Origin of the sequence: Microbacterium murale (genome assembly GCF_014635185.1) — a bacterium.
Lineage (GTDB): Bacteria > Actinomycetota > Actinomycetes > Actinomycetales > Microbacteriaceae > Microbacterium > Microbacterium murale.
In genome coordinates this window covers 429,520-452,803 of the sequence record NZ_BMCM01000002.1, presented here as the reverse complement: position 1 = coordinate 452,803, position 23,284 = coordinate 429,520, and the positions used below count along the sequence as shown (strand labels likewise).

The 23,284-nt window shown below is 67.3% G+C and carries 18 protein-coding genes; 8 read left to right on the top strand and 10 right to left on the bottom strand.

From position 1 onward, the window contains the following. Positions 1 to 80: 80 nt before the first annotated feature. Positions 81 to 2,882 (top strand): lamin tail domain-containing protein, encoded by a 2,802-nt coding sequence (locus IEV67_RS08530; RefSeq protein ID WP_188436147.1) that lies wholly within the window; start codon positions 81 to 83, stop codon positions 2,880 to 2,882. Between the two features lie 91 nt (positions 2,883 to 2,973). On the opposite strand, the gene IEV67_RS08525 is transcribed toward IEV67_RS08530, so the two are convergent. Further along, positions 2,974 to 3,372, bottom strand: a complete 399-nt coding sequence (locus IEV67_RS08525) for a YccF domain-containing protein (RefSeq protein WP_188436146.1) — start codon at positions 3,370 to 3,372, stop codon at positions 2,974 to 2,976. Positions 3,373 to 3,387: 15 nt separating this feature from the next. After that, positions 3,388 to 3,780 carry a pyridoxamine 5'-phosphate oxidase family protein gene (locus IEV67_RS08520; protein ID WP_188436145.1) on the bottom strand — a complete coding sequence of 131 codons (393 nt, stop codon included), beginning with the start codon at positions 3,778 to 3,780 and terminating at the stop codon, positions 3,388 to 3,390. Between the two features lie 62 nt (positions 3,781 to 3,842). Here IEV67_RS08520 and IEV67_RS08515 point away from each other — a divergent pair, with 62 nt between their 5' ends. After that, the gene (locus IEV67_RS08515; RefSeq protein ID WP_188436144.1) at positions 3,843 to 6,317 is read left to right on the top strand and encodes an ATP-dependent helicase; all 2,475 of its coding nucleotides are present in this window, start codon (positions 3,843 to 3,845) and stop codon (positions 6,315 to 6,317) included. A gap of 6 nt (positions 6,318 to 6,323) precedes the next feature. Here the strand turns inward: IEV67_RS08515 and glsA are convergent, their stop codons facing one another. Next, on the bottom strand, positions 6,324 to 7,706 hold the full coding sequence (glsA, locus tag IEV67_RS08510; protein ID WP_188436143.1) for a glutaminase A: 1,383 nt from the start codon (positions 7,704 to 7,706) through the stop codon (positions 6,324 to 6,326). Positions 7,707 to 7,924: 218 nt separating this feature from the next. Here glsA and IEV67_RS08505 point away from each other — a divergent pair, with 218 nt between their 5' ends. Further along, on the top strand, positions 7,925 to 9,046 hold the full coding sequence (locus tag IEV67_RS08505; RefSeq protein ID WP_188436142.1) for an SseB family protein: 1,122 nt from the start codon (positions 7,925 to 7,927) through the stop codon (positions 9,044 to 9,046). A gap of 39 nt (positions 9,047 to 9,085) precedes the next feature. Further along, positions 9,086 to 10,138 carry a non-homologous end-joining DNA ligase gene (ligD, locus tag IEV67_RS08500; RefSeq protein ID WP_188436141.1) on the top strand — a complete coding sequence of 351 codons (1,053 nt, stop codon included), beginning with the start codon at positions 9,086 to 9,088 and terminating at the stop codon, positions 10,136 to 10,138. A 30-nt stretch (positions 10,139 to 10,168) separates the two neighbouring features. Here the strand turns inward: ligD and IEV67_RS08495 are convergent, their stop codons facing one another. Further along, entirely contained in the window at positions 10,169 to 11,212 is a 1,044-nt protein-coding gene (locus IEV67_RS08495; RefSeq protein ID WP_188436140.1) for an ATP-dependent DNA ligase, read from the bottom strand. Between the two features lie 92 nt (positions 11,213 to 11,304). Between IEV67_RS08495 and IEV67_RS08490 the strand changes: the two genes are divergently transcribed. Beyond that, positions 11,305 to 11,790: a hypothetical protein gene (locus tag IEV67_RS08490; protein WP_188436139.1), complete on the top strand. Its 486-nt coding sequence runs from the start codon at positions 11,305 to 11,307 to the stop codon at positions 11,788 to 11,790. A 54-nt stretch (positions 11,791 to 11,844) separates the two neighbouring features. On the opposite strand, the gene IEV67_RS08485 is transcribed toward IEV67_RS08490, so the two are convergent. Together IEV67_RS08485 and IEV67_RS08480 are read right to left on the bottom strand one after the other, a co-directional pair. After that, positions 11,845 to 12,507, bottom strand: coding sequence for a TetR/AcrR family transcriptional regulator (locus IEV67_RS08485; RefSeq protein ID WP_188436138.1), 663 nt, complete (start codon positions 12,505 to 12,507; stop codon positions 11,845 to 11,847). Between the two features lie 103 nt (positions 12,508 to 12,610). Further along, on the bottom strand, positions 12,611 to 13,915 hold the full coding sequence (locus IEV67_RS08480) for an HNH endonuclease signature motif containing protein (protein WP_188436137.1): 1,305 nt from the start codon (positions 13,913 to 13,915) through the stop codon (positions 12,611 to 12,613). Positions 13,916 to 14,100: 185 nt separating this feature from the next. On the opposite strand from IEV67_RS08480, the gene sucC reads away from it, so the two are divergent. After that, positions 14,101 to 15,267 carry an ADP-forming succinate--CoA ligase subunit beta gene (gene sucC / locus IEV67_RS08475; RefSeq protein WP_188436136.1) on the top strand — a complete coding sequence of 389 codons (1,167 nt, stop codon included), beginning with the start codon at positions 14,101 to 14,103 and terminating at the stop codon, positions 15,265 to 15,267. Between the two features lie 31 nt (positions 15,268 to 15,298). Next, entirely contained in the window at positions 15,299 to 16,201 is a 903-nt protein-coding gene (sucD, locus tag IEV67_RS08470; protein ID WP_188436135.1) for a succinate--CoA ligase subunit alpha, read from the top strand. 93 nt (positions 16,202 to 16,294) lie between these two features. On the opposite strand, the gene IEV67_RS08465 is transcribed toward sucD, so the two are convergent. The 4 genes from IEV67_RS08465 to IEV67_RS08450 form a co-directional block, all read right to left on the bottom strand. After that, a complete protein-coding gene (locus IEV67_RS08465) occupies positions 16,295 to 17,347 on the bottom strand; it encodes a WxL protein peptidoglycan domain-containing protein (protein WP_188436134.1) in 1,053 nt (350 codons plus the stop codon). Positions 17,348 to 17,418: 71 nt separating this feature from the next. Next, the gene (locus tag IEV67_RS08460; RefSeq protein ID WP_188436133.1) at positions 17,419 to 19,380 is read right to left on the bottom strand and encodes a glycerophosphodiester phosphodiesterase; all 1,962 of its coding nucleotides are present in this window, start codon (positions 19,378 to 19,380) and stop codon (positions 17,419 to 17,421) included. 154 nt (positions 19,381 to 19,534) lie between these two features. Beyond that, on the bottom strand, positions 19,535 to 20,290 hold the full coding sequence (locus IEV67_RS08455; protein WP_188436132.1) for a GntR family transcriptional regulator: 756 nt from the start codon (positions 20,288 to 20,290) through the stop codon (positions 19,535 to 19,537). A gap of 73 nt (positions 20,291 to 20,363) precedes the next feature. After that, positions 20,364 to 21,803 (bottom strand): NCS2 family permease, encoded by a 1,440-nt coding sequence (locus IEV67_RS08450; protein ID WP_188436131.1) that lies wholly within the window; start codon positions 21,801 to 21,803, stop codon positions 20,364 to 20,366. A 90-nt stretch (positions 21,804 to 21,893) separates the two neighbouring features. Here IEV67_RS08450 and IEV67_RS08445 point away from each other — a divergent pair, with 90 nt between their 5' ends. Beyond that, the gene (locus IEV67_RS08445) at positions 21,894 to 23,282 is read left to right on the top strand and encodes a cell division protein PerM (RefSeq protein WP_188436130.1); all 1,389 of its coding nucleotides are present in this window, start codon (positions 21,894 to 21,896) and stop codon (positions 23,280 to 23,282) included. Positions 23,283 to 23,284: the final 2 nt, after the last annotated feature.

Below are 23,284 nucleotides of genomic sequence, written 5' to 3'. Positions count from 1 at the left end.
TACACGCTCTCGACTCAGGAATTTAAGCGGGACTCGATGGTCTGAGCCCATCCCGTTCCTCCTTCTGACCCTGGAGTCACATGTCACGCCTGCAACGCGGGTTCGCGACGACGGCGGTGTGCGCGATGAGCGCCACCCTGCTGCTCGCCGTTCCCACCACCGCCTTCGGCGCCACTGCTGTCGATGCCGCGGCGTCCCTCGGCGTCCGGATCAACGAAGTCGTCTCCAACGGGGGCAGCCCCGACGATTGGATCGAGTTCTACAACCATTCCGACGCCGACGTCGACCTGAGCGGCTACATCGTCCAGGACGAGAGCGACAAGAACCCGTACACGTTCCCCGCCGGCACGATCGTGACGCCCGGCGGCTACCTCGTCATCGACACCCTGTCCGATACGGGGGAGGGCGACTTCGACTTCGGTCTCGGCAAGGGCGACAGTGTGCGTCTGTTCGCACCGGGTGACGCGAACGGCGCCCAGCCGCTGCTGCAGACCACCTGGCCGGAAGGAACGCATGCCGTGCCGAGCTGGGGCGCGCAGGATATGGACGGTGAAGTGGTCTGGGGCCTCACCACGGCGTCGACCAAGGGTGCGGAGAACACGTTCGAGACGATCCCGGAAGAGCCGGAAGAGCCGGAGGAGCCCGAGACACCGGTCGCCGGATCCGTGCGGATCAACGAGGTCGACTCGCAACCCGCCGATTGGGTGGAGTTCTACAACCCGGGCGACGCGGCCTTCGACCTCTCCGGCTACGAGATCCGCGACAACTCCGATGACCACCGCTGGCAGTTCGCGCCGGGCACGTCTCTCGAGGCCGGCGGATTCCTCGTAGTCGAGGAGGGCACGATCGGCATCGTCGACGGCATCGAGACGGCATTCCGCGAGCCGATCGGCATCGGCTCCGCCGACCGCATCCGCCTGTTCGACGTCTCCGGTGCGCTCGTCGACGACACGCTTCCCTGGGAGGGGCACGCCGCGATCGACGGCGACTTCGCCGCCGCGACGCTGGCCCGCTGCACCGACGGCGAGGGTGTCTTCGCGCTCGCGACGCCGACCCCGGGAGCATCCAACGCCTGCGTCAGCCCCGATGTCGTGATCAACGAGATCGAGTCGAACGGCGACGCGACCGACTGGGTGGAGGTCTTCAACGCCGGCGCGGCTGCCGTCGACATGTCCGGCTGGACCGTGATGGACAGCGATCCGGTAGGGCACGCGGCCGAGACCACTCCGCTGCCGACCGGAACCGTGCTGGCGGCGGGCGGATACTTCGTGTTCGACCAGCCGGCGAACTTCGACTTCGGGCTCGGTGGCGGCGACACCGTCACGGTGCGCGATGCGAACGGCAAGACGGTGGCCGAGCACGTGTACGCCGATCACGCCAAGGGCGTCTGGGCGCGCTGCGGCGACGAGTTCATCGACGTCGCGTTGTCCACCAAGGGCGCGGTGAACGTCTGCGAGGGCGGCGGTGACGACGGCGGCGGCGAGATCGAGCTCGCCCCGTGGCCGGGTTCCGCCGACGTGCGAGTGCTGGACTCTGCGCCGATGTTCCTTGAGGACAGTTCAGGACTCGACGTCCAGGAGACCGCAGACGGCACCTTCCTCTGGGCGGTCGACAACGGCGAGGGGCGCATCTGGAAGCTGAAGGCCTCGGCCGACGGCTCCGTCTCGATGGTCGACGGCTGGGCGGACGGCAAGCGCGTGCGCTTCCAGAAGGATGCTGACGCACCCGGCGCCGCAGGCCCCGACACCGAGGGCATCACGACCGATGCCGACGGACTCGTCTATGTGGCATCCGAGCGCGACAACAGCGCGAAGGGCGTCAACGAGAACAAGATCCTGCAGGTCGACCCGAACGGCGCCGGCTCCGACCTCGTCGCGCTGACCGAGTGGGATCTCACCGCACGGCTCCCCGCCGTCGGGGCGAACCTCGGCATCGAGGCGGTCGAGTGGGTACCGGATGCTGCACTCACCGGGAAGCTCTTCGACGACGAGGCTCAGGCGGCCTATGACCCGGCGGCGTACGCGGGCAAGAACGCCGGTCTCTTCTTCGTCGCCGTCGAGGACAACGGCGGCGTGTACGCGTTCGCCCTGGCCGCCGACGGCTCGGCGCAGCTCGTCTCGACGATCGACCCAGACCTTGCGGGCGTCATGGCGCTGGACTACGACTCGGTGCTCGGCGTGCTGTGGGCCGTGTGCGATGACGGATGCCACGGCGCCTCGGCGCAGGTCACGCTCAACGGCACGGCTGAACCCGGCATCGCGCACTTCGCACGCGCGGCAGGTCTGCCCGACATCAACAACGAGGGCTTCGCCACGGCGCCGGCCTCACTCGCATCGAACGGCCAGCGTCCGGTGTGGTGGTTCGCCGACGGGTTCGCGTCAGAGGCACTGCGTACGGGAACCCTGCCGGCCGCTGCTGGCGAGGGTCCTGGCTCCGGCGACGGTGGGAGCCAGCCCGGCCCGTCGATCGAACCGCTTCCCGGTGACGCGATCGTGGACGGCAATCGTGGCGGAGCGACGGTGGACAAGTCATCCGTCGCCCCGGGCGAGAAGGTGACGATCACGCTCGCGCAGCACCCAGGCGCCGACGTCGAAGTCTGGATGTACTCCGACCCGACGTTCCTCGCCGACGGCACGTTGAACGCCGCAGGTGCGATCACGGTCACGATCCCGAAGGATGCCGCGGCCGGCGCGCATCGTCTCGCGGTGTACTCCGCGGACGGGGAGCTCCTGGGCTGGGTGAACATCCAGGTCACCGCCGCCGGCGGAGGGCTCGCGGCCACCGGCTCCGAACTCCCGGCCGCAGCCCTCGTGCTCGCGCTGGGACTCCTGTTCGCCGGTGCGATCGCAGTGACCCTGCGTCGCCGGCGACAGACGGCCTAGCCGTACAGCGCTGAAGGCGCGTGGAGCCGACCGCTCCACGCGCCTTCAGCGTCTGCGCCGATGGGTGGCGCCGCTGGGCAGCGCCGACGTGTCAGCGCTTCGAGTCGAAAGGACCCCTTCGGGTCGAGACGATGTCCTTGCCGAGCGGCATGAGCGAGATCGGCACCATCTTGAAATCGGCGATGCCCATCGGGATGCCGATGATCGTGATGCACAGGGCGATGCCGGAGACGATGTGGCCGATCGCGAGCCACCACCCGGCGAGGACGACCCACACCACGTTGCCGAGGAACGCTCCGACCCCGCCTCGCGGCTTGTCGATGATCTGACGTCCGAACGGCCAGAGCGCGTAGCCGGCGATGCGGAACGACGCGATGCCCCACGGGATCGTGACGATCAGCACGCACAGGATGATGCCCGCGAGCATGTAGCCCAGGAACAGCCAGAATCCGGACAGGACCAGCCAGATGACGTTGAGGATCGTGCGCATGGTTCTTCCTATCTCTCAGGGTCGTTCGCGTCGGACGCGCCGACCGGAGATGCTCTCGATGCGGAACCGCAGCGGCAGCACGCGCTCAGCGCCGGCCCATGGTGCACGGCCGGCGGTCGTGGGGACGTCCTCGTCGCTCGCGGTCGAGATCTGCCCATGCATCAACACGCTCCAGCCTGTCCCCGCGAGGTCGTCGTGATAGTCGATCTCGAACGCGACCATGGAATCCGCGTCGCCCACGCGTCTCAGGATGCCGTCGGAAGAGGTGTGCACGAGGAGGTCATCGCCTGACACGGCGTAGTTGACCGGGAAGATGTGGACGCGCTCGTCTACGACGAAGCCGATCCTTCCCACCGTCGTCGTGGTCAACAGCTCTCGGCACTGCTGTTCCTGCAGCTCGCTGATCATGTCTTCCTCCTCGATACGGATCGTTACCGGGCGTCTGTGGCCCAGCCTAGACTCGTAAGGTCATGACCGAAGCCCCTCTCATCGTCCCGTCCAACGCCGGCCCCCACACACCTGGGGCGCCGGACCAAGACGACCTTCTCGCAGGTCTCAACCCGCAACAGCTCGAAGCGGTCACCTACCGCGGCCCAGCACTGCTGATCGTCGCCGGTGCGGGCTCGGGCAAGACCAGCGTGCTCACCCGCCGCATCGCCTCGCTGTTGCGAGGCCGAGAGGCATGGCCGAGCCAGATCCTCGCGATCACGTTCACCAACAAGGCTGCGGGAGAGATGCGCGAGCGCGTCGTCGATCTCGTGGGCGACGCCGCGCGTGGCATGTGGATCTCGACGTTCCACTCCGCATGTGTGCGCATCCTGCGCCGCGAGGCCGACCACTTCGGCTTCACCAAGTCGTTCACGATCTACGACTCGGGCGACTCGCGCGCGCTCATCAAGCGGCTGGTGAAGGAGCATGAGGCCGACGCCTACGGACTCACTCCTGCAGCCACCCAGTCGCGCATCTCGAAGCTGAAGAACGAGCTCTCCGACGCCGAGTCCTTCGCCCGCCAGGCGAACATGTCCGACCCCGCCGAGCGCAAGTTCGTCGAGATCTTCTCCGACTACCAGCGGCAGTTGCGCAAGGCCAACGCGTTCGACTTCGACGACCTCATCGGCCAGACGGTGTTCCTGTTCCGGGCGTTCCCCAAGGTCGCCGACACGTATCGTCGCCGTTTCCGGCACATCCTCGTCGACGAGTATCAGGACACCAATCACGCCCAGTACTCGCTCATCCACGAACTCACGCGCCCTGTGTCGGGCGATGGCCCCGATCCATATGCCTCCAACGGCATGATGATCTTCGAGCCATCGCACTCAGACGCGACGGCATCCGAGCTGGAGGGTGCATCGCTGACCGTCGTCGGCGACTCCGACCAGTCGATCTACGCGTTCCGCGGGGCCGACATCCGCAACATCAGCGAGTTCGAACGCGACTTCCCCGGTGCTCGCGTGGTGCTGCTCGAGCAGAACTACCGATCGACGCAGAACATCCTCTCGGCGGCGAACGCCGTGATCGGCAACAACTTCGACCGCAAGGACAAGAAGCTCTGGAGCGACAGGGGAGCGGGCGACAAGATCGTCGGCTTCACCGGGTACTCGCAGCACGATGAGGCGCAATTCGTCGCGGATGAGGTCGAGGCGCTCCGCCGCTCGGGCATGCCGTACTCGGAGATGGCGGTGTTCTACCGCACGAACTCTCAGTCGCGTGCTCTGGAGGAGATCTTCATCCGCTCGGCCGTGCCGTACAAGATCATGGGCGGCACGAAGTTCTACGAGCGCGCCGAGATCAAAGACGCCATGGCGTACCTCATCGCTGTGGCGAACCCCGCAGACGAGATGTCGGTCAGGCGCATCCTGAACAAGCCGCGGCGCGGCATCGGCGACGTCACCGAGACCGCGATCGCGCGCTTCGCCGAAGATCACGGCATCTCGTTCCGCGAAGCGCTCTCGGTACCGGGTCAGCTCGGCGTGGGGCCGAAGATCCAGGCGGGCATCGGCCAGCTGGATGCCGTGTTGAAAGAGGCGACCGAGATCCTGCTGCCCGCATCCGGCGAGGTGCCGCCTTCGACCTCGGTCGCGGACGGGCTCAGCCTGCTGCTCGCGAAGAGCGGGTACCTCGATGCGCTGCGCGCCAGTCGTGACCCGCAAGATGAGGCCCGCGTCGAGAACCTCGACGAACTGGTCGCCGTCACGCGCGACTTCGCCCGCAACAATCCCGACGGCACGATCGTCGACTTCCTCACCGAGGTTGCGCTGGTCGCCGACGCCGACGATCTGGACGACGAGTCCGGATCGGTGTCGATGATGACGATGCACACGGCCAAGGGCCTGGAGTACGACGCCGTGTTCGTGACCGGTGTCGAAGAAGACCTCATCCCGCACCGCATCTCGGCGGGGGAGCCTGGCGGACCGCAGGAAGAGCGTCGGCTGTTCTACGTCGGCATCACGCGTGCGCGCAAGCGCCTGCACCTGTCGCTCGCGATGACCCGCGCCCAGTTCGGCGAGGTGTCGGTGGCGATGCCGAGCCGGTTCCTGCAGGAGATCCCTGGCGACCTGGTCGACTGGCGTCAGTCGCCGGGAGACGTGAACTCCCGAGGCGGCATGCAGTCGCGTGCGCTCAACGCGCGTCGCGGCGGCGGGTCAGGCAGCGGCGGCTTCGGGTCGGGTGGCGATCGCTTCGGCGTCAAGCCCCTGGCCCCGAGAGACACTCTCAAGCCGCTGTCGACATCGATGGACAAGTTCCCCAACAAGGTCACCGGCAAGGTGCGTGACAACGGCGACCTCGAGCTCAATGCCGGCGACCGCATTCGGCACTCCGACTTCGGCGAAGGACGAGTGGATGCCGTCACCGGCGAAGGCGCGAAGCGCATCGCCCACGTACGGTTCGAGGCTGCGGGGCTGAAGAAGCTCCTCATCAAGATCGCGCCGATCGAGAAGCTGTAGACGCTCTCAGCCGTTCGGGATCGCACCGGTCATGGTCGCCGCGTCGCGCACGGCATCGTCGAACCCGGCCGACTGCGAGAGGCCTGCCACCCCGAGACTGCGGCCCTGCGGGTCGCTCGCGATGACCCGCATACCTCGCGCACGGCACCAGGTCGCGAGAGCGGCGAGCATCCACACCGCGACGGACTGCAGCTGCGTCACCTCGGTGAGATCCAGGACGATGACCGCCGGCGAATCGCGATCGGCCGGACGCGCGTCGAGCCACGAGTCGAGATCGAGCAGCAGCCGTTCGGCTCCATCGAAGTCGATGTAGCCGCGCAGACGCCACACGGCCAGGTCATCGGCGTTCTCCTGCAGGATCTGGGTGGCGACGGCATCCTGTTCGGCACCGAGTCCTGCCGCGAGCTCATCGTTCGCGGCCGTGACCTCTGCCGCCGACAGCGTGAGCGGACGATGCAGCACGTGCAGGCCGAACCGCGTCGCGAGCTGCTGGGCCGCCGCGACACCGCGCACGCTCGCACCGCTCGCATCGAGTCGCGGACTGAAGAGTCCGAGCCCGAACTCACCTGGCGAGCTCGCGACGAGTCCGCCCGCGACTCCTGATTTCGCCGGGAGCCCGGCCCGCAGCAGCCATTCACCGGCGTAGTCGTACATGCCGCAGGTGGCCATGATCGTCATGACATGCTGGCAGGTCTCCGCGCTGGTCACACGCTGACCCGTCACCGGGTTCACGCCGCCGTTGGCGAGGGTCGCGCCCATCACGGCGATGTCGCGCGCCGTGACGAGTACGGAGCACTGTCGGAAGTACGTGTCGAGCGTCTCCGCCACAGGGGCGGTGAGAGAGCCGGCACCGCGCATGAGATAGGCGAGTGCACGATTACGATCGCCCGACTCCTGCTCAGATGCCAGCACGGCTTCGTCGACGCTCAGGTCGCGACCCGCGAAGGCGCTGAGGCGAGCGAGGATGCGCCCGAAACGCTCCTCGGGGGAGCGCCCTGAGACGAGCGACGTCGTCACTATCGCGCCCGCGTTGACCATCGGGTTCGGCGGCCGCCCTGTACCGGCCTCGAGCTTGACGGAGTTGAACGCCTCGCCGCTCGGCTCGGCTCCCACCCTGTCGTGCACGGCATCGAGACCCTGATCGTCGAGAGCGAGTGAATACACGAACGGCTTCGACGCGGACTGGATCGTGAAGTCGACGCCGGTGTCGCCGCTCTCGTATACGCGGCCGTTGAGTCCGCACAGGGCGATACCGAACAGCTCAGGATCCGCACCGGCCAACTGCGGGATGTAATCGGCGACCGCCCCGCGCCGGTCGCTGATGAGCCGGTCGTGCACGATGTCGAGGAACGACGTGACGATGTCAGAGAGCTTCTCCGGGGCAGGCATGGCCCCATGCTACGGCGCCGAACCGCGTCCGCGTCCGCGCGGATCCACGCCGCCTCGGCGCCCCGTCGCCTCGCGCGGCGACCCACCCGCGTGTCAGCGCATGCCAGAAGGGTCTCCCGGGTTCATGCGCGACTGAAGCCGGGAAATCCTTCCGCCACTGCGGCGAACGGACGCCACCGGACTCAGACACCCCACGCGGCCGGGTTAGGCTGATCGATATGGCACTGTTCAACCGCCGCAAGAAGACCGACGACGCGTCCGAGTCGCAGACGCCGATCGAGGCGGATGCTCCCGACGAGCGTGCCGAACAGGAGCAGCCGCCCAGCGAACCGGTGCCCGAGATCGGGATCTCGGTTCAGGCGTTCCGCGGTGTCGGCGCGGCGGCGGGCCCCGAGGTCAAGCTCCCCGATCCGGATGAGCCTGCGCCGAACACCCCCAGCCCGATCGCGGCTCCGCGGCCGACGGCATCCGGTGCATCTGTGCCGACCGCACCCGAGAAGCGCACGCTTCCCCTCGCGCCGGCGCTGCCGCCGGCGCAGACCGAATCCGTCCCCGGCATGAAGGACAACGTCCTGCTGCGCACGGCGCTCGCCGAGATCGAAGAGGGCGCGACGAACGAGCAGCTGATCGGCGTGCTGCGTCAGATGCTGCAGGGGCACCTTTTCCTGCGCGTGAGCGGCGACGCGCGCACGCAGATCAGCGAGGGCAAGCCGCTCTCCGTCGCGGTCGTCCGCGACGGCGAGCGTGCGTACATGCTCGCGTTCAGCTCGGCGGTCGCGGTGCGCGATTCCGTTCAGCGTGAGACCGAACCGACGGCGACATCGGCGGTCGCGCAGCCGGTCACCGCCGTGCTGCAGCAGGTCGTATCCGGCGGCTTCAGCGGACTCATCATCGACAACGCCTCTGGCGCGCATCGCGCGGTGTTCTCGATCGAGATTCTCACGAAGGCGCTCGAACAGGCCGATCCCGGCATGACGATCAAGTCGCTCCTTTCCGCTCCGCGTGAGCAGGACACGGCACGGAAGGTCGGCGACGCTCTCGCCAAGACCAAGGTCTGGGTCGCGGTCAACGACGGCACCGAAGGAGCGAAGGTGGGCATCGCCGAGGCGCACACCGCCGACGGCCGCCGCTTCCTGCAGGTGTTCTCGCACCCGCTCGAGGTCGTCGCACTCGGCCGCGGCGACAAGCCCATGCCCTTCACCCCGGAGCAGCTCGCCAAGCTGCTCACCAGTCACGCGTCACTCGCCGGTGTGCTGGTCGACTCGGCTGGTCCCTCGCTCATCGTCGAACGCGACGCGCTGGCCGCCGTGATCGTGCTCGCGGTCGATCTGGGCGACTGACACTATCGCGCTCGTGCCCGCCCGCTCTAGGGTCGGAGCATGGCTTCTGAGCGCGTGACGTTGACGGTCTCCGACCCTGAGGGGGAGCGGGAGATCGACCTCTCCAGTCCGAACAAGGTGATCTGGCCTGAGCCCGGCATCACCAAGGCGGAGCTCGCGGAGTATTTCCAGGTCGCCGCCGAGCCGTTCCTCAACGCGAACGGGAACCGGCCAGTCTCGCTCGAGCGCTTCCGCGCTGGCATCGGCGGAGAGAGCTTCTTCTCGAAGAATCCGCCCAAGGGCACGCCCGATTTCGTGGATTCGGTGATGGTGACGTACAACAGCGGGCGTCAGCATCCGCAGATCGTCCTCAACCGGCCGAGCGCGATCGTCTGGGCGATGCAGATGAACACGATCGTCTTCCATCCGTGGGCGTCGCTCGCGACCGACACCGACAACCCGATCGAGCTGCGCATCGACCTCGATCCGCAGCCGGGAACGGACTTCGCGGATGCCGTCGTCGCCGCGCACGGTCTGCGCGAGGTGCTGCGCGAGGCCGAGCTCGAGCCCTTCATCAAGACCAGCGGCAACCGGGGGCTGCACGTGTTCTGCCCGATCGAGCCGACGCACGAGTTCCTCGATGTGCGCCACGCGGTGATCGCCGCAGGGCGCGAGCTGGAGCGGCGGATGCCGAAGCAGGTCACCACGAGCTGGTGGAAGGAAGAGCGCGGTGAGCGCATCTTCGTCGACTTCAACCAGGCGAACCGCGACCGCACGATGGCCGGCGCCTACAGCCCGCGCGCGCTGCCGGCGGCGACGGTGTCGACACCGGTGGAGTGGGACGAGCTGGACGGCCTCGATCCGTACCTCTTCACCGTGCGCAGCATCCCGGCACGGCTCGCGGATGTCGGCGATCCATGGGCCGAGATCCAGAAGTCACCCGGCCGGATCGACACCCTGCTCGGGTGGTGGGAGCGCGATCTCGAGAACGGCCTCGGCGAGCTGTCGTTTCCGCCTGACTTCCCGAAGATGCCCGGTGAGCCCCCGCGCGTGCAGCCCAGCAAGATGGTCGCGGAGAACTGGGATTCCGAGGGGAATCGCATCGAGGAGTGAGTCCGCGTGCTCCCGATCACAGCTCGATGATCACGCCAGCACGTCGGCGAGGTCGTAGCCGGCGACGGTGTCGAGCTGGTCGTACGTGCAGGAGCGCGCATCGCGATCTGGGCGCCACCGTTCGAACTGCACGGTGTGCCGGAAGCGGGCACCCTCCAGCTGGTCGTAGCGGACTTCGAGAACCCGCTCTGGCCGCAGGCGCACGAATGACACGTCTTTCGAACCGCTGAACCTGCTGCGTTCGCCTTCGCCCGTCACCGCGGCACCGTCTTCGTCGCGCTCCACGAGAGGCGCGAGCTCGTCGACGAGTTCCTGCCTGCGCTTGTCGCTCCAGGCCGCGACGCCTCCGACTTGACGGAGAACACCACTGTCGTCGTACAGCCCGACGAGCAGCGACCCGACACCGGATCCGGACTTGTGGATGCGATAGCCGAGTGCGACGACATCGGCCGTACGGGCGTGCTTGATCTTGATGAGCGTGCGCTTGCCCGGCGCGTAGGGCTGGTCGAGAGGCTTGGCGACGACTCCGTCGAGGCCGGCGCCCTCGAACTCCGCGAGCCACTGCCTGGCCATGGCGGCGTCTTCGGTCGTGCGGGTGAGCTGGAGCGGATGCCGCGCATCGGCGAGCAGCGATTCCAGTCGTGCCCGGCGCTCGCGGAACGGTCTGTGCTGCAGATCCTCGTCGCCGTCGGCGAGCAGGTCGAACGCGATGAACATCGCCGGGGTCTCGGCGGCGAGACGCTCGACGCGGGAGGCGGCGGGATGGATGCGCTGGCTGAGCGCCTCCCAGTCGAGCCGCTGCGCACCCGGTTCTCCGGTGGCGACGACGATCTCGCCGTCGAGCAGGCACGGGCCGGGGAGGATCTTCGGCAGAGCCTCGACGAGTTCGGGGAAGTAGCGGGTGAGCGGCTTCGCCCCGCGGGAGCCGATCTCGAGGGTCTCGCCGTCCCATGCGACCAGGCCGCGGAACCCGTCCCATTTCGGTTCGAACAGCATCCCGCCGCTCGTCTTCACCGGATCGGGAACGGATGCTGCGGCTTTCGCGAGCATCGGAGCGGGGATCTCGTAGCGCATGCCTCCATCTTCGCCGTACGCGCCGCACCGCGGAAGAGCGCCCATCGCAGAATGGTCTGGTGCTCCCAGCCAGACGTGCGATCCTGAGAACGATGAATGAATCACAGGGGCCCACCCCCGCCGGCACGTCCCGTCCATACCGCAACCTCTCCGAGGCGCTTCGCGCGCATCGCATCGACACGCAGAACCACGAGTTCATCACCGCGATCACGGATGCCGTCGGCATCACGTCCTTTATCGATCGCGGCCGCTACATCGAGGCGATCCGCAGTGACGGAGGCACGCCACTGCACATCGGCAAGACGTACACCAACGGCTTCGCCGAGGATGAGCTGATCTCGGTCGGTGCGACCGTGCTGCGTCTGCGGCCGAGCGAAGGCCGCGCCCCATACTTCTACGCCACGCACCCGAGCGAGTTCCGCCCGATCGCGGAGAAGGCTCCTGCTGCGCGCGCACCACGCAAGACGGCCTCCACCGTGAGCGCAGCGCGCCCCACGAAGACGATCGAACGCGACTACGGCACGTGCGATGTCTGCTTCATGGTGCGAAACGCATCGGGTGGGTGCAGCTGCGACTGAACCCTGGGCGCGGGTCGGGCCGCCGCACGGCGACGCGCCTGCGGCCGCCTCGCCTCAGCTGAGGTCGGACTGCAGCCGTCGAGTGACCTCGGCGATGGGCATCGATCGGGAGAAGACGGCGACCACCATGTCGCTCGGGGTCTCGTCCGCAGCATCCGGGAGCACGCCATAGCGGCGGCGCACGTCGTCGAGGGCGGACTGCAGCACAGCGGGTGCGACGCGCTTCGTGCCGCGCAGCAGCTGGCGCAGCACGTGGTTGTGCACGGCGGTGACGAGGGCGGCGAAACCGACCGCATCCAGCGGGTCGATGCCGGGGAGCGCGCTGCGCAGGTATTCGTCGAAGAGGCGTTCGTAGCGGAACACGGTCACGATCTCGCGCTCGCGCAGCGCCGGCACCTGCCTGACGACCTGATAGCGCAGGCGGGCGATCTCCGGATCGTGGGCGAAGTGGGCGAAGACATGCTGGGATGCCTGACAGACGGCCTCCCACGGATCGCGGTGCCCCTCGGCAAGGAAGGCCCGCACCTCTTCCAGCAGCACTTCGTGGTCGGTGAAGACGACGTCCTCCTTGCCGCCGAACTGGCGGAAGAAGGTGGATCGGGAGACGCCTGCCGCCTTCGCGATCTGCTCCACCGAGGTCTGGTCGAAACCCTGGGCGCGGAACAGGTCGAGCGCTGCGGCGACGACGCCGGTGCGCGGCTCTGCGGACTGATGCATAGCGAGAAGCCTAATGCGGGTGCGCCCGTGGGGCTTGCGGGCTCGGGCGGAAAGCCTGACTCACCTGCGCTCCTGGCGCCGGGGGTGATCGGTCTGCCGTCGATCAGAACGGTGGCTCGGCGGCGGGAGCGCGTGAGGGCGCGGTGCTGTGGTGACCGGTGGGCGTGATGACCTGGACTGACCTGTCGGGGCGACTGCGGTAGATCGCGCGGGTGAGGTGGCGGTGGACGTGATCGCGTGGGCACAGGGGTCTGAGCTCCTCGATGTCGGTCCTGCCGCCCTGGGCCCATGGGGTCTTATGGTCGATGTCGGCGTCTTGGGCGAGTCGGTTGCAGCCGTCTCTGGCGCAGGTGCCGTGTTGGAGGATGAGCCATTCGCGCTGGGCTTGAGTGGCGCGGCGGGAGCGGCGGTCCATGTCCACCACGACGCTGCGGATGGGGTCGACGATCACCCGGCGGAAGGCCTTCGCATCGAGGAACAGCTGCTTCGCGGTGAGCGGGTCGATCGGACCGTGACCGACGAGCTCGGCCTGCCGCGCCGCGGCGCGTGCGGCGTTTGTGCGCTCGGCTTCACGCTCGGCTTCGAGGAGTTCGACGGGGATGGTGACGAAGATCTTCGTCTTGACCGCCGTAGGGGTGCCGATACCGCGCAACCACTCGGAGCACAGATCTGCACGGATCTGATCGCGCGTGCGGCACTCATTCGGATGCTTCTGCAGATGCTTCGCCGTGGACGTCAACCGGCGCTTCGCGGCGATCGCCTCGACCGTGGGGATGTACGCCATGAACCAGCTCATGCCGTCCTCGTCCTCCTGGACGACGACGCGGCGCTCCCGCACCTTACGGGCGTGACGCTCGGCCGCGCCGATGGGATCGAGCCGATCGACCAGAGTGCGCAACCGACGAGCGAAGGCCGCCGGAGGACACGACAGTGCCCACTCCGACGCCGCCTGATCGATCAGCCGCATCGCCTCACGTTCGAGCTCGAGCTCTTCCTCCGACGCACCGACATCGGCCCGCACCCGTGCCAGAGCGCCGACGGTGCGACCGACGAGATACATCGACACGAACCCGTCCCTGGCCTGCTGCCACAGCAACGGCAGATGCGCCATAGCCTGCTCCGCCGTGAACAGCACGCCGCGCACGTAGTCCTCCGAGCACCTCAGCCGCAACGCGACGTCGAAGATCGCCGCACGCTCCGCCTGGCCCAGCGCATCCTTGTCCGTCCCATGCACGTACACCTGGGGATTGCGGCGGGCGAGAGCGACAGCATCCGCAATCCTCGCCGACCGACGCGCCTCATACCGATTCAGATCGACATCCGCACACTGCAGATCATCCAGCGCAGACTCCACGAAGAACGCCGCATCACGCGGCCGGTCATCCACATCGTCGAACCAAGGTTCCATGCATTCAGAATAGTCGAAAGGTTCGACGAAAACAACGAAAAAAGCTAAAAACGGGGAACATATGTTCATCCTCGGGAGGCGAGCGCGTGACACGGAGTGCTCAGACGGAGGTAGTAGGCTTTAGGACTGGTCGATGTCTCGACATCGAGAGACTTTCCGGACCGAGACCCAGTGAAGGAAGCACAGTGGATCTGTACGAGTACCAGGCACGAGACGTTTTCGAGAAGTACGGAGTGCCGGTCCTCGCCGGTATCGTCGCGGACACCCCCGAGGAGGTGAAAGCGGCAGCAGAGAAGCTCGGTGGAGTGGTCGTCGTCAAGGCGCAGGTCAAGACCGGCGGCCGCGGCAAGGCCGGTGGCGTGAAGGTCGCCAAGAACCCCGACGAGGCATACGAGGCCGCGAAGGCGATCCTCGGACTCGACATCAAGGGTCACATCGTCAAGCGCGTCATGGTCGCTGCCGGTGCCCGTATCGCTGAGGAGTACTACTTCTCGGTGCTGCTCGACCGTGCGAATCGCTCGTACCTCTCGCTCTGCAGCGTCGAGGGCGGCATGGAGATCGAGCAGCTCGCGGTGGAGAAGCCCGAGGCGCTCGCGCGCATCGAGGTCAATCCGCTGACCGGCATCGACAAGGACAAGGCCGTCGAGATCGCTCGCGCCGCGAACTTCCCCGAAGACCTCATCGAGAAGGTCTCCGACGTCTTCGTGAAGCTGTACGAGGTCTACAAGGGTGAGGATGCCACGCTCGTCGAGGTCAACCCGCTGGTCCGCACCGAAGACGGCGACATCGTCGCCCTCGACGGCAAGGTGACGCTCGACGAGAACGCCTCCGAGATCCGCCACCCCGAGCACGAGGCGCTCGAGGACAAGGACGCAGCCGACCCGCTCGAGGCCAAGGCCAAGGAGTCGGGCCTGAACTACGTGAAGCTCGACGGCGAGGTCGGCATCATCGGCAACGGCGCAGGCCTTGTCATGTCGACGCTCGACGTCGTCGCCTACGCCGGTGAGAATCACAACGGCGTCAAGCCCGCGAACTTCCTCGACATCGGCGGCGGAGCATCCGCAGCGGTCATGGCCGCAGGCCTCGATGTCATCCTCGGCGATCCGCAGGTGAAGAGCGTGTTCGTCAACGTCTTCGGAGGCATCACCGCCTGCGACGCCGTGGCCAACGGCATCAAGGGTGCACTCGAGACGCTCGGCGACACGGCATCCAAGCCGCTCGTCGTGCGACTGGACGGCAACCGCGTCGAAGAGGGTCGTGCGATCCTCGCCGAGTACGCCCACCCGCTCGTGACCCTCGCCGCCACCATGGACGAGGGCGCTGACAAGGCCGCCGAGCTGGCGAACGCCTGACTCTCCGAGACCTCAGAAAAGGATTAGAGAAATGTCGATCTTCCTGAACAAGGATTCCAAGGTCATCGTCCAGGGCATCACCGGCGGCGAGGGCACCAAGCACACCGCCCTCATGCTCAAGGCCGGCACCCAGGTCGTCGGCGGTGTCAACGCCCGCAAGGCCGGAACAGCCGTCTCGCACACGGACAAGGACGGGGCGCCTGTCGAACTGCCCGTCTTCGCATCCGTCGCAGAGGCCATGAAGGAGACCGGCGCCGACGTGTCGATCGCCTTCGTCCCCGGTGCCTTCACGAAGGACGCCATGATCGAGGCCATCGACGCCGAGATCCCGCTGCTCGTCGTCATCACCGAGGGCGTTCCCGTCGGCGACTCGGCCGAGGCATGGGCGTACGCGCAGAACAAGGGCAACAAGACCCGTATCATCGGGCCGAACTGCCCCGGCATCATCACCCCTGGTGAGGCGCTCGTCGGCATCACTCCGGCGAACATCACCGGCAAGGGCCCGATCGGCCTCGTCTCCAAGTCGGGCACCCTGACGTACCAGATGATGTTCGAACTGCGCGACCTCGGCTTCTCGACCGCCATCGGCATCGGCGGCGACCCGGTCATCGGCACCACGCACATCGACGCTCTCGCAGCGTTCGAGGCCGACCCCGAGACCAAGGCCATCGTCATGATCGGCGAGATCGGCGGCGACGCCGAAGAGCGCGCTGCGGACTACATCAAGGCGCACGTCACCAAGCCGGTCGTCGGCTACGTCGCAGGCTTCACGGCTCCCGAGGGCAAGACCATGGGCCACGCCGGCGCCATCGTGTCAGGCTCTGCGGGCACCGCTCAGGCGAAGAAGGAGGCCCTCGAGGCCGCCGGAGTCAAGGTCGGCAAGACGCCGTCCGAGACGGCCGACCTGATGCGCGCGATCGTCGAGGGCCTCTGACCGCTGCTCCTCACCAAACCGCGAAACCACGCCGAGACCGCTGCGATACGTCGCAGTCTCGGCGTGGTTTTGCAGTCTCGGAGTCGCGTCACATCATCGCGGCGTACGCGGCGCGGGGCGCCGTCGACCTGTGACGAGCCGGATGATCACGAAGACGCCTGCGGCCAGTGCGGCGAGGATCACCCACCACCCGGGTGCGATCGCGACCGCGGTGAGCGTCACCTGCTGCTGATCGATCGTCGGCGCCTCTGCGCCGGCAGGGGCCAGGACGGTCGGCGACACCGCGATGTGCAGTGCAGCGAACGGCGTCCACGCCGTCAGCCCCTTCACCGTCGCGTCGACAGAGACCGCGGCTTCGGGGAGGAGTTCGGCGAGTGTCGTGAGACCTGTCGCCGCGTCCGGTGACGAATACATCTCGACACCCTGCGCGGTGATCAGCTGCACAGCGCTGAGTCTGGTGTTCCCGGTGTTGCGCACGTCGTAGGCGACCGAAGCGGTGGCGGATTCCCATGGCCAGAACCCGGTCTCGACATCGAACCGTGCCCGATCCAATGACATGCCGGCGGTGAGATCGCCCGCCACCGTCGCAGTGACGCGCGTGGCGTAGCGCATATCGACGGAGACGGTGTCGCCGGAGCTCTCCAACACGGTCAGCAGAGCTCCGGCGTGCTCGCCGGGTTGCGCATCGGCGGGAACATTGAGCGTGAAGGGAATGCGCACCAGACCGCCCGGCTCGATGCTCACGCTCTCGACGCTCGGAGTGATCCACGTGCCGATCGCCCCTGAGCCCGGTTCGGTCGTCGCGATGTCCAACGCTCCGGACTCATCCGTGAAGGCATCTGAGCCGTACACCGCGAGAGTGAGTGCGGATGTTCCCGAGTTGCGCACCAGCACCGCGTCATCGATCGTCGCGCCCGGCTCGACGGCGTAGGCGAAGTTGCTGCGCTCTTCGCCGACATCGGTGATCACCGGCATCATGCTCCACGCGACCTGATCCGCGACGGATGCCTGGGAGGGAGATGCCACGGATGCCGGAGCCGCATGCGCGCGCAGAGCGGAGGTCGCACCGACGCTGAAGGCGACCAGCACGGATGCTGCGATGGTGCCGAGGAGGAATCGGAACCGTCGGGAAGGAAGAAGAGTCATCGGAACAGGCCTTTCGTGGAAGGGCGGAAGGAGCGGCGGGGCGCGGCGGACGACCGCGCCCCGCCCTGGTGTCACTGGATGACGGTGACCGTCAGCGTCGACGTGTAGTCGCCGGCGCCCTGTCCGATTGGGAGGCGCAGGTCGAGGTCGGCACCGACGACCGCGGCCTCCAGGCCCTTGAACTCCTCGCTCGGGGCCGAGACGAGCACGGCGCTGCGCGACAGGCCATCGCCTTCACCCGGAGCGACGCGCTCACCGGCGACTGCACCGGCACCCTCGGCGGTCAGGCGAGGCGTCCATCCGAGTGCGCTCGACTCGAAGGATTCGGTGTCCGCCTCGAATGCCGATGCCTGCCCGGAGAGCGTCCACGGCGATGACGGGTTCGAGCGGGTGTCGGTGATCTCGATGTCGTTGAGCGCACCGGTGGCGATGTAGCTGTCACCGAGCGGGGTCGCTTCACCGAGTGAGACGACCTCCTGCGAGCTGAAGCGCCAGGTGAACTCTCCAGCGGGCTGTCCGGCCTCAGGAATGCTCACCGCGATGTCCTGTTCGTTGGCGGCAGGCTCCTCGGGGGTGCCGGGCTCCTCGGGGGGCGCCTGGTTGTATCGCTGCACCCACCCGCGAAGGGCATCGGGGCGGTTGGTGATGATACCGTCCACGCCCATCGCGGTCAGTGACGCCCAGGCGTCGGGGCTGTCCTGCGTCCAGACGAACACGCCAAGGCCCGCTTCGTGTGCCGAGGCCACGCTCTCGGCCGTGGCACTGCTCGGGTTGACGGCATCCGCACCGATCTGCTTGGCCGTATCGATGATCGTGCTGTCGATTCCGCCGGTGAGGTATCCGACCGGGAGATCGGGTGCGACAGCGGCGAAGTTCGCGACCGACGTGGTGCTGAAGCTCTGCGCGAAGACCTTGTTCTCGACACCCGCGGCCTCGATCATGTCGACCGTGAGCTGGGTGTCTTCGACGTTCCAGTCGCCTTTGTATTCGATGACGACATCCGTCCCGCCGTTCGCGACGTAGGTGAGCACTTCTTCGAAGGTGGGGACCTTCGTGCCGGCGAACGCGGGGGAGAACCAGGAGCCGGCGTCGAGCGCGCGGAGCTGCTCGAGCGTCAGATCGCTCACCGCGCCGGTGCCGTCGGTCGTGCGGTCGACGGTGCCGTCGTGCATGACGACGGGCACGCCGTCCTTTGAAAGGCTGATGTCGATCTCGAAGTACTCCGCACCTGATCGCGTCGTGGAAACGAATGCGGGCATGGTGTTCTCCGGGGCGACAGACGAGTTGCCGCGGTGCCCGACGATCACGCCTGTCTCACCTGGCTGGCGGAGCGTGATCGGTGGGAGCGGGTCGATCTCGGTGAGGACCAGATTGTCGTAGTGGACCACCGAACCGTTGGCGATCAGACCCTGCACGCCGTCTGCTGTGCGTACGAGCTGACGTGTCGTCACGATCTTCTCGCCGTCGACGTACCACGTGCCGACGTTGCCGTTCACCTCCACGCGGAGGTGCGCCTGGGTACCGATCCCGATGTCGGTCGCCGTCGCCGCGGCGTCTGTGACGTTCCAGGTGCCCGCTGCGGTGCGCTGCGCGAACTCGACGCCGTTGCCCGCGCTCGACCCGTTGCGCAGTGCCGCGTGCTGCCAGGGGGTGGAGCCGTCAGCGGGTCCATCGATCAGAAGCGCCAACCACCGCGCGCTGTTCGCGGCGGACTCGAAGGTGACGTCGACGTCGATCGCGAAGTTCTCGCGGTTTTCTCCGAACGTGATCTTCGCATCTTCGCTGGTGCTGGCGCCGACGAGCTCTCCGTCCTGCACACTCCACTCGCCAGCGATCGCGTTCCAGCTCTCGGGAATGGCACCGGAGTCGAACGACTCGGAGAGGAAGACTCGATCTTCGGAGGGCAGGTCGGCGGATGCCGGCACTGACGTGGACGCCGTTGCAACGCCTGGGGCGAGGACGCCCGCGAAGACGGTTGCCGTGGCGACGCAGACAGCTCCGATACGCGAAGTTCGCGAACGGGGAATGGTCATGGTGTGTCCTTCCAAGGGAGGGTTCACCCCGGGGATGGTCCCGTGGCGCCTCCACTCAAGAAGGTGCGCGGGTCCGCACCCTGCACGGCAGACGACGGGAAGGGCGAGCGCGGGCCAAGAGTCGGTGACGCGCACTGACGGCTGGTGCGGACCGTCAGTGCGCGTTCAGTGAGACGCCGTGTGGGGCCGAATTCACGATGCTCAGCGAGGTCGCTGTCGCGAGGTAGCGGTCGTCGCTGTACTCGAAGGGGCGACCGTCGAACGTGCGCGCGGACCGTTGGACGCGCAGCAGCGGCGTGATGCGTGATACTCCGAGCAGCCGGGCATCCTCCGGATCCGGGAGCATCGCCGAGATGAGGTGCTCGCCGTAGGCGAGTTGAGGGCCGTGGGCACGCTCGACGACCTCCATGATCGATCGAGCATCCTCTGGCAGCTGTGCGATTGTCGGCATGAGCCACTGCGGGAAGGTCGTGCGTTTGACCATGATGGGGACGTCATCGATGGACTGCAGCCGCATGATGCGAAGGACGGGCCGCTGGGCGGTGATCCCCAGGGCGTGCGCCTCCTCGGCGTTCGCTCGGCCCTCGGTGCAGTGCAGGGTGTGACCGCCCGGCTCGTGGCCGATTGCCTTCGCCCACTGCCCGAATGAACGCAGCTCTGTCACATCCTGGGCGAGGGTCTCCGGGTGCACGACCCACCGTGTCCCACGACGGGAGAGGCTCTTACGGGTGTGCTCGACGTGCTCGAGAGCACGGTGGATCGTTCCCCGAGCGACGCCGAACCGTGCAGCGAGCGACGACTCACTGGGAAGCGTGTCGCCGACGGACAGGCGTCCGGCGTCGATGTCCCCTGCGATCGTCGCCGCGATCGAGAGATGCTTTCGATTGATGGATACGGTGCGTTGAGGCACGCCTCGACTGTGTCGGTTGCGGGTTAACGGCAGATGCCCGAAAGTGGGCGGTCAGACGACAGCAGCGGAAGCGTCAGATGCCGACGCCGAACAGGGCTTCGATCGGCCCGCGGGCGAAGAACAGCACGAAGCCGAAGGCGACGATCCACAGGAGCGGGTGGATGGTCTTCGCCTTGCCGGAGAGCGCGTTCACGACGACCCAGCTGACGAACCCGGCGCCGATGCCGTTGGCGATCGAGTAGGTCATCGGCATCACAGTCGCCGTGAGGAACACCGGCAGCAGCACCCGGAAGTCGGCGAAGTCGATGTGCCTGATCTGCGAGAGCATCATCGCGCCGACCAGCACCAGCGCAGCCGCAGCAACAGCTCCAGGCACGAGAGAGGTGAGCGGGGTGAAGAACATCGCGAGCAGGAACAGCACACCCGTGACCGATGTCGCCAGGCCGGTACGCGCGCCCTCGCCGATGCCGGAACCCGACTCGACGAACACCGTCGCGGACGACGATGAGGTCGCGCCGCCGACGATCGCACCGACGCCCTCGACGATCAGCGCCGACTTGATGCGCGGGAAGTCGCCCTTCGCATCCGCGAGATCGGCTTCCTTGGCGAGACCCGTCATGGTGCCCATGGCGTCGAAGAAGTTCGAGAACACGAGAGTGAACACGAACATGACGAGCGCGACGAAACTGACCTTGGTGAAGTCGAAACCGAAGTCGACGGCACCGATCAGGCTCAGATCCGGCAGGCTCATGATTCCGCCGGTGAAGCCGAAATCGAGACCGAACGGCCAGATCAGGTTCACGATCGCGGCGAGCACTGTACCGCCGACGAGGGCGATGAGGATGGCTCCCTTGAGGCGCACGGCGATCAGCACGCCGCCGAGCAGAAGCGTGATCACGAAGAGCAGGGTCGGCAGACTCGCCACAGACCCGCCCACGCCCAGATCGACCGGGGGAGAGTCATTGCCCGTCGCGGTGACGAAGCCGGCGTTGACGAAGCCGATGAAGGCGATGAACAGGCCGATGCCGACCGTGATGGCGAGCTTGAGCTGCACGGGCACGGCATCGAAGATCATCTTCCGAAGGCCGGTGGCCGCGAGAAGCACGATCACGACACCGTTGATCACGACGAGCGCCATCGCCTCGGGCCAGGTCACCGATCCGACCACCGAGAACGCCAGGAACGCGTTGATCCCCAGTCCCGCCGCGAATGCGAACGGCAGCCGCGTGATGATCCCGAACAGCAGCGTCATGATGCCGGCGGTGAGCGCCGTGGCCGCGGCGACTGCGCCGCCGTCGAGCACTGTGCCGTCGACATCGGGGGTCGAGAGGATGATCGGGTTGAGGATCACGATGTACGCCATCGTGACGAAGGTCACGACACCGCCGCGCACCTCGGTGCCGATCGTCGAGCCGCGTCTGCTGATCTCGAAGAAACGATCGAGCGCGTTCTTCGGCTCGGTGTTCTTCGGCTCAGCGGTGTGCTCCGGGTTGGACGAGGGGGCAGTTGTCATCGGGGAACCTCCGTGGAGACGATATCGTGTCCGCGGCGCCGCGCGCGCCACCGTGAGGCAGTCAGGTTCTCGTCGTAGTCTCGTTGAGTCATGCAACGCCTCCTCGTCGCGATCCTCGCCGCTGTCGATGCCGCCATCGCGGCCGCCGTCGGTCTCGCCGTGCTGCTCGCGCCGCTCACCCTGCTGTGGACTCTCGCGTTCGGCGCGACAGCCAATTGGGGTGCGCTCTGGCCCGTCGCGGGAACCCTCTGGCAGTTCGGTCACGGCGTGCCGCTCGAGATCGTCATCCCGGACGAGATGGTGGTCGCCGTCGGCATCTCGAAGGATGCCGCGCAGTTCACGCTCTCGCTCACCCCGCTGGCATTCCTGATCTTCACACTGCTGTTCGCCGCCCGCTCGGGCACCAGAGCGGCGCGTTCAGGAGCATGGCTGCTCGGCGTCGTCGCCGGATCAGTGACCTTCGCGCTGATCGCGACCGGGGTGGCGCTGACCGCGCACACAAGTGGCGCTCAGACGCCGTTCGCTCTCAGCATCGTGCTGCCGTCGGCCGTGTATCTCGTCGGCACCCTGTGCGGCGCCGTGCGGTACGCCTGGCGCGAAGGCGACGGCGGACTCATCGACCGGCTGCACGACGCCGTGGATCGCCGGGGCGACTGGGGTGTGCTCCCCGCCGAGATCGCACGCGGCACTGCAGCGGTGGTCGTCACGCTCACGGGTGTCGCTGGCCTTGCCGTCGCGATCGCCGTGATGCTGCGCGGGGGAGAAGTGGTCGCCCTGTTCGAAGCCGCGCGCGTCGATGGGACAGGTGTCGCCGTGATCACGCTCGGCCATCTCGCCTACCTGCCGACGCTGCTCGTATGGGCCGTCGCCTGGCTGGCGGGACCTGGGATCGCCGTTGGCGTCGGCACCGCCGTCTCACCCGCGGGCACAGAGCTCGGCGTCGTCCCCGGCATCCCGATGCTCGGCCTGCTGCCGGAGAGCAGTTCGATCTGGATGCTCATCGTCGTGCTGCTGCCGGTCGGCGCCGGCGCGTTCGCGGGGTGGATCGTGCGCTCCCGGCTCGTGTGGGAAGACGTCGCCCGTCCCTTCGCGCCGCGTCTGGCGATCGCCGTCGGCATCGCGCTGGGCAGCGCAGGCGTCGCCGCGGTCGCCGCGGTGCTGGCATCCGGATCCATCGGGCCTGGACGACTGGCCGAGACGGGGCCGCATGCCGGATGGATGTCGCTCGCGATCGGCATCGAGGTGCTGGTCGGCGCATCGATCCTGCTGCTCGCTCCACGGCATCGCGATGAACTCGCAGAGGAGCGGACCGATCGCTGGGTCGCTGAGATGCGCACTTCGCCGACGACGGATGCCGGAGCCTTCTTCGATCGCTCCGTGAGTGATGCGGGTGCGAATGACCACCCGGATGCGAACGACACGGCGCCGCTGGACGACCACGGATTCTTCGGGGACGGCAGCACTCCCACGCACCGCTAGAC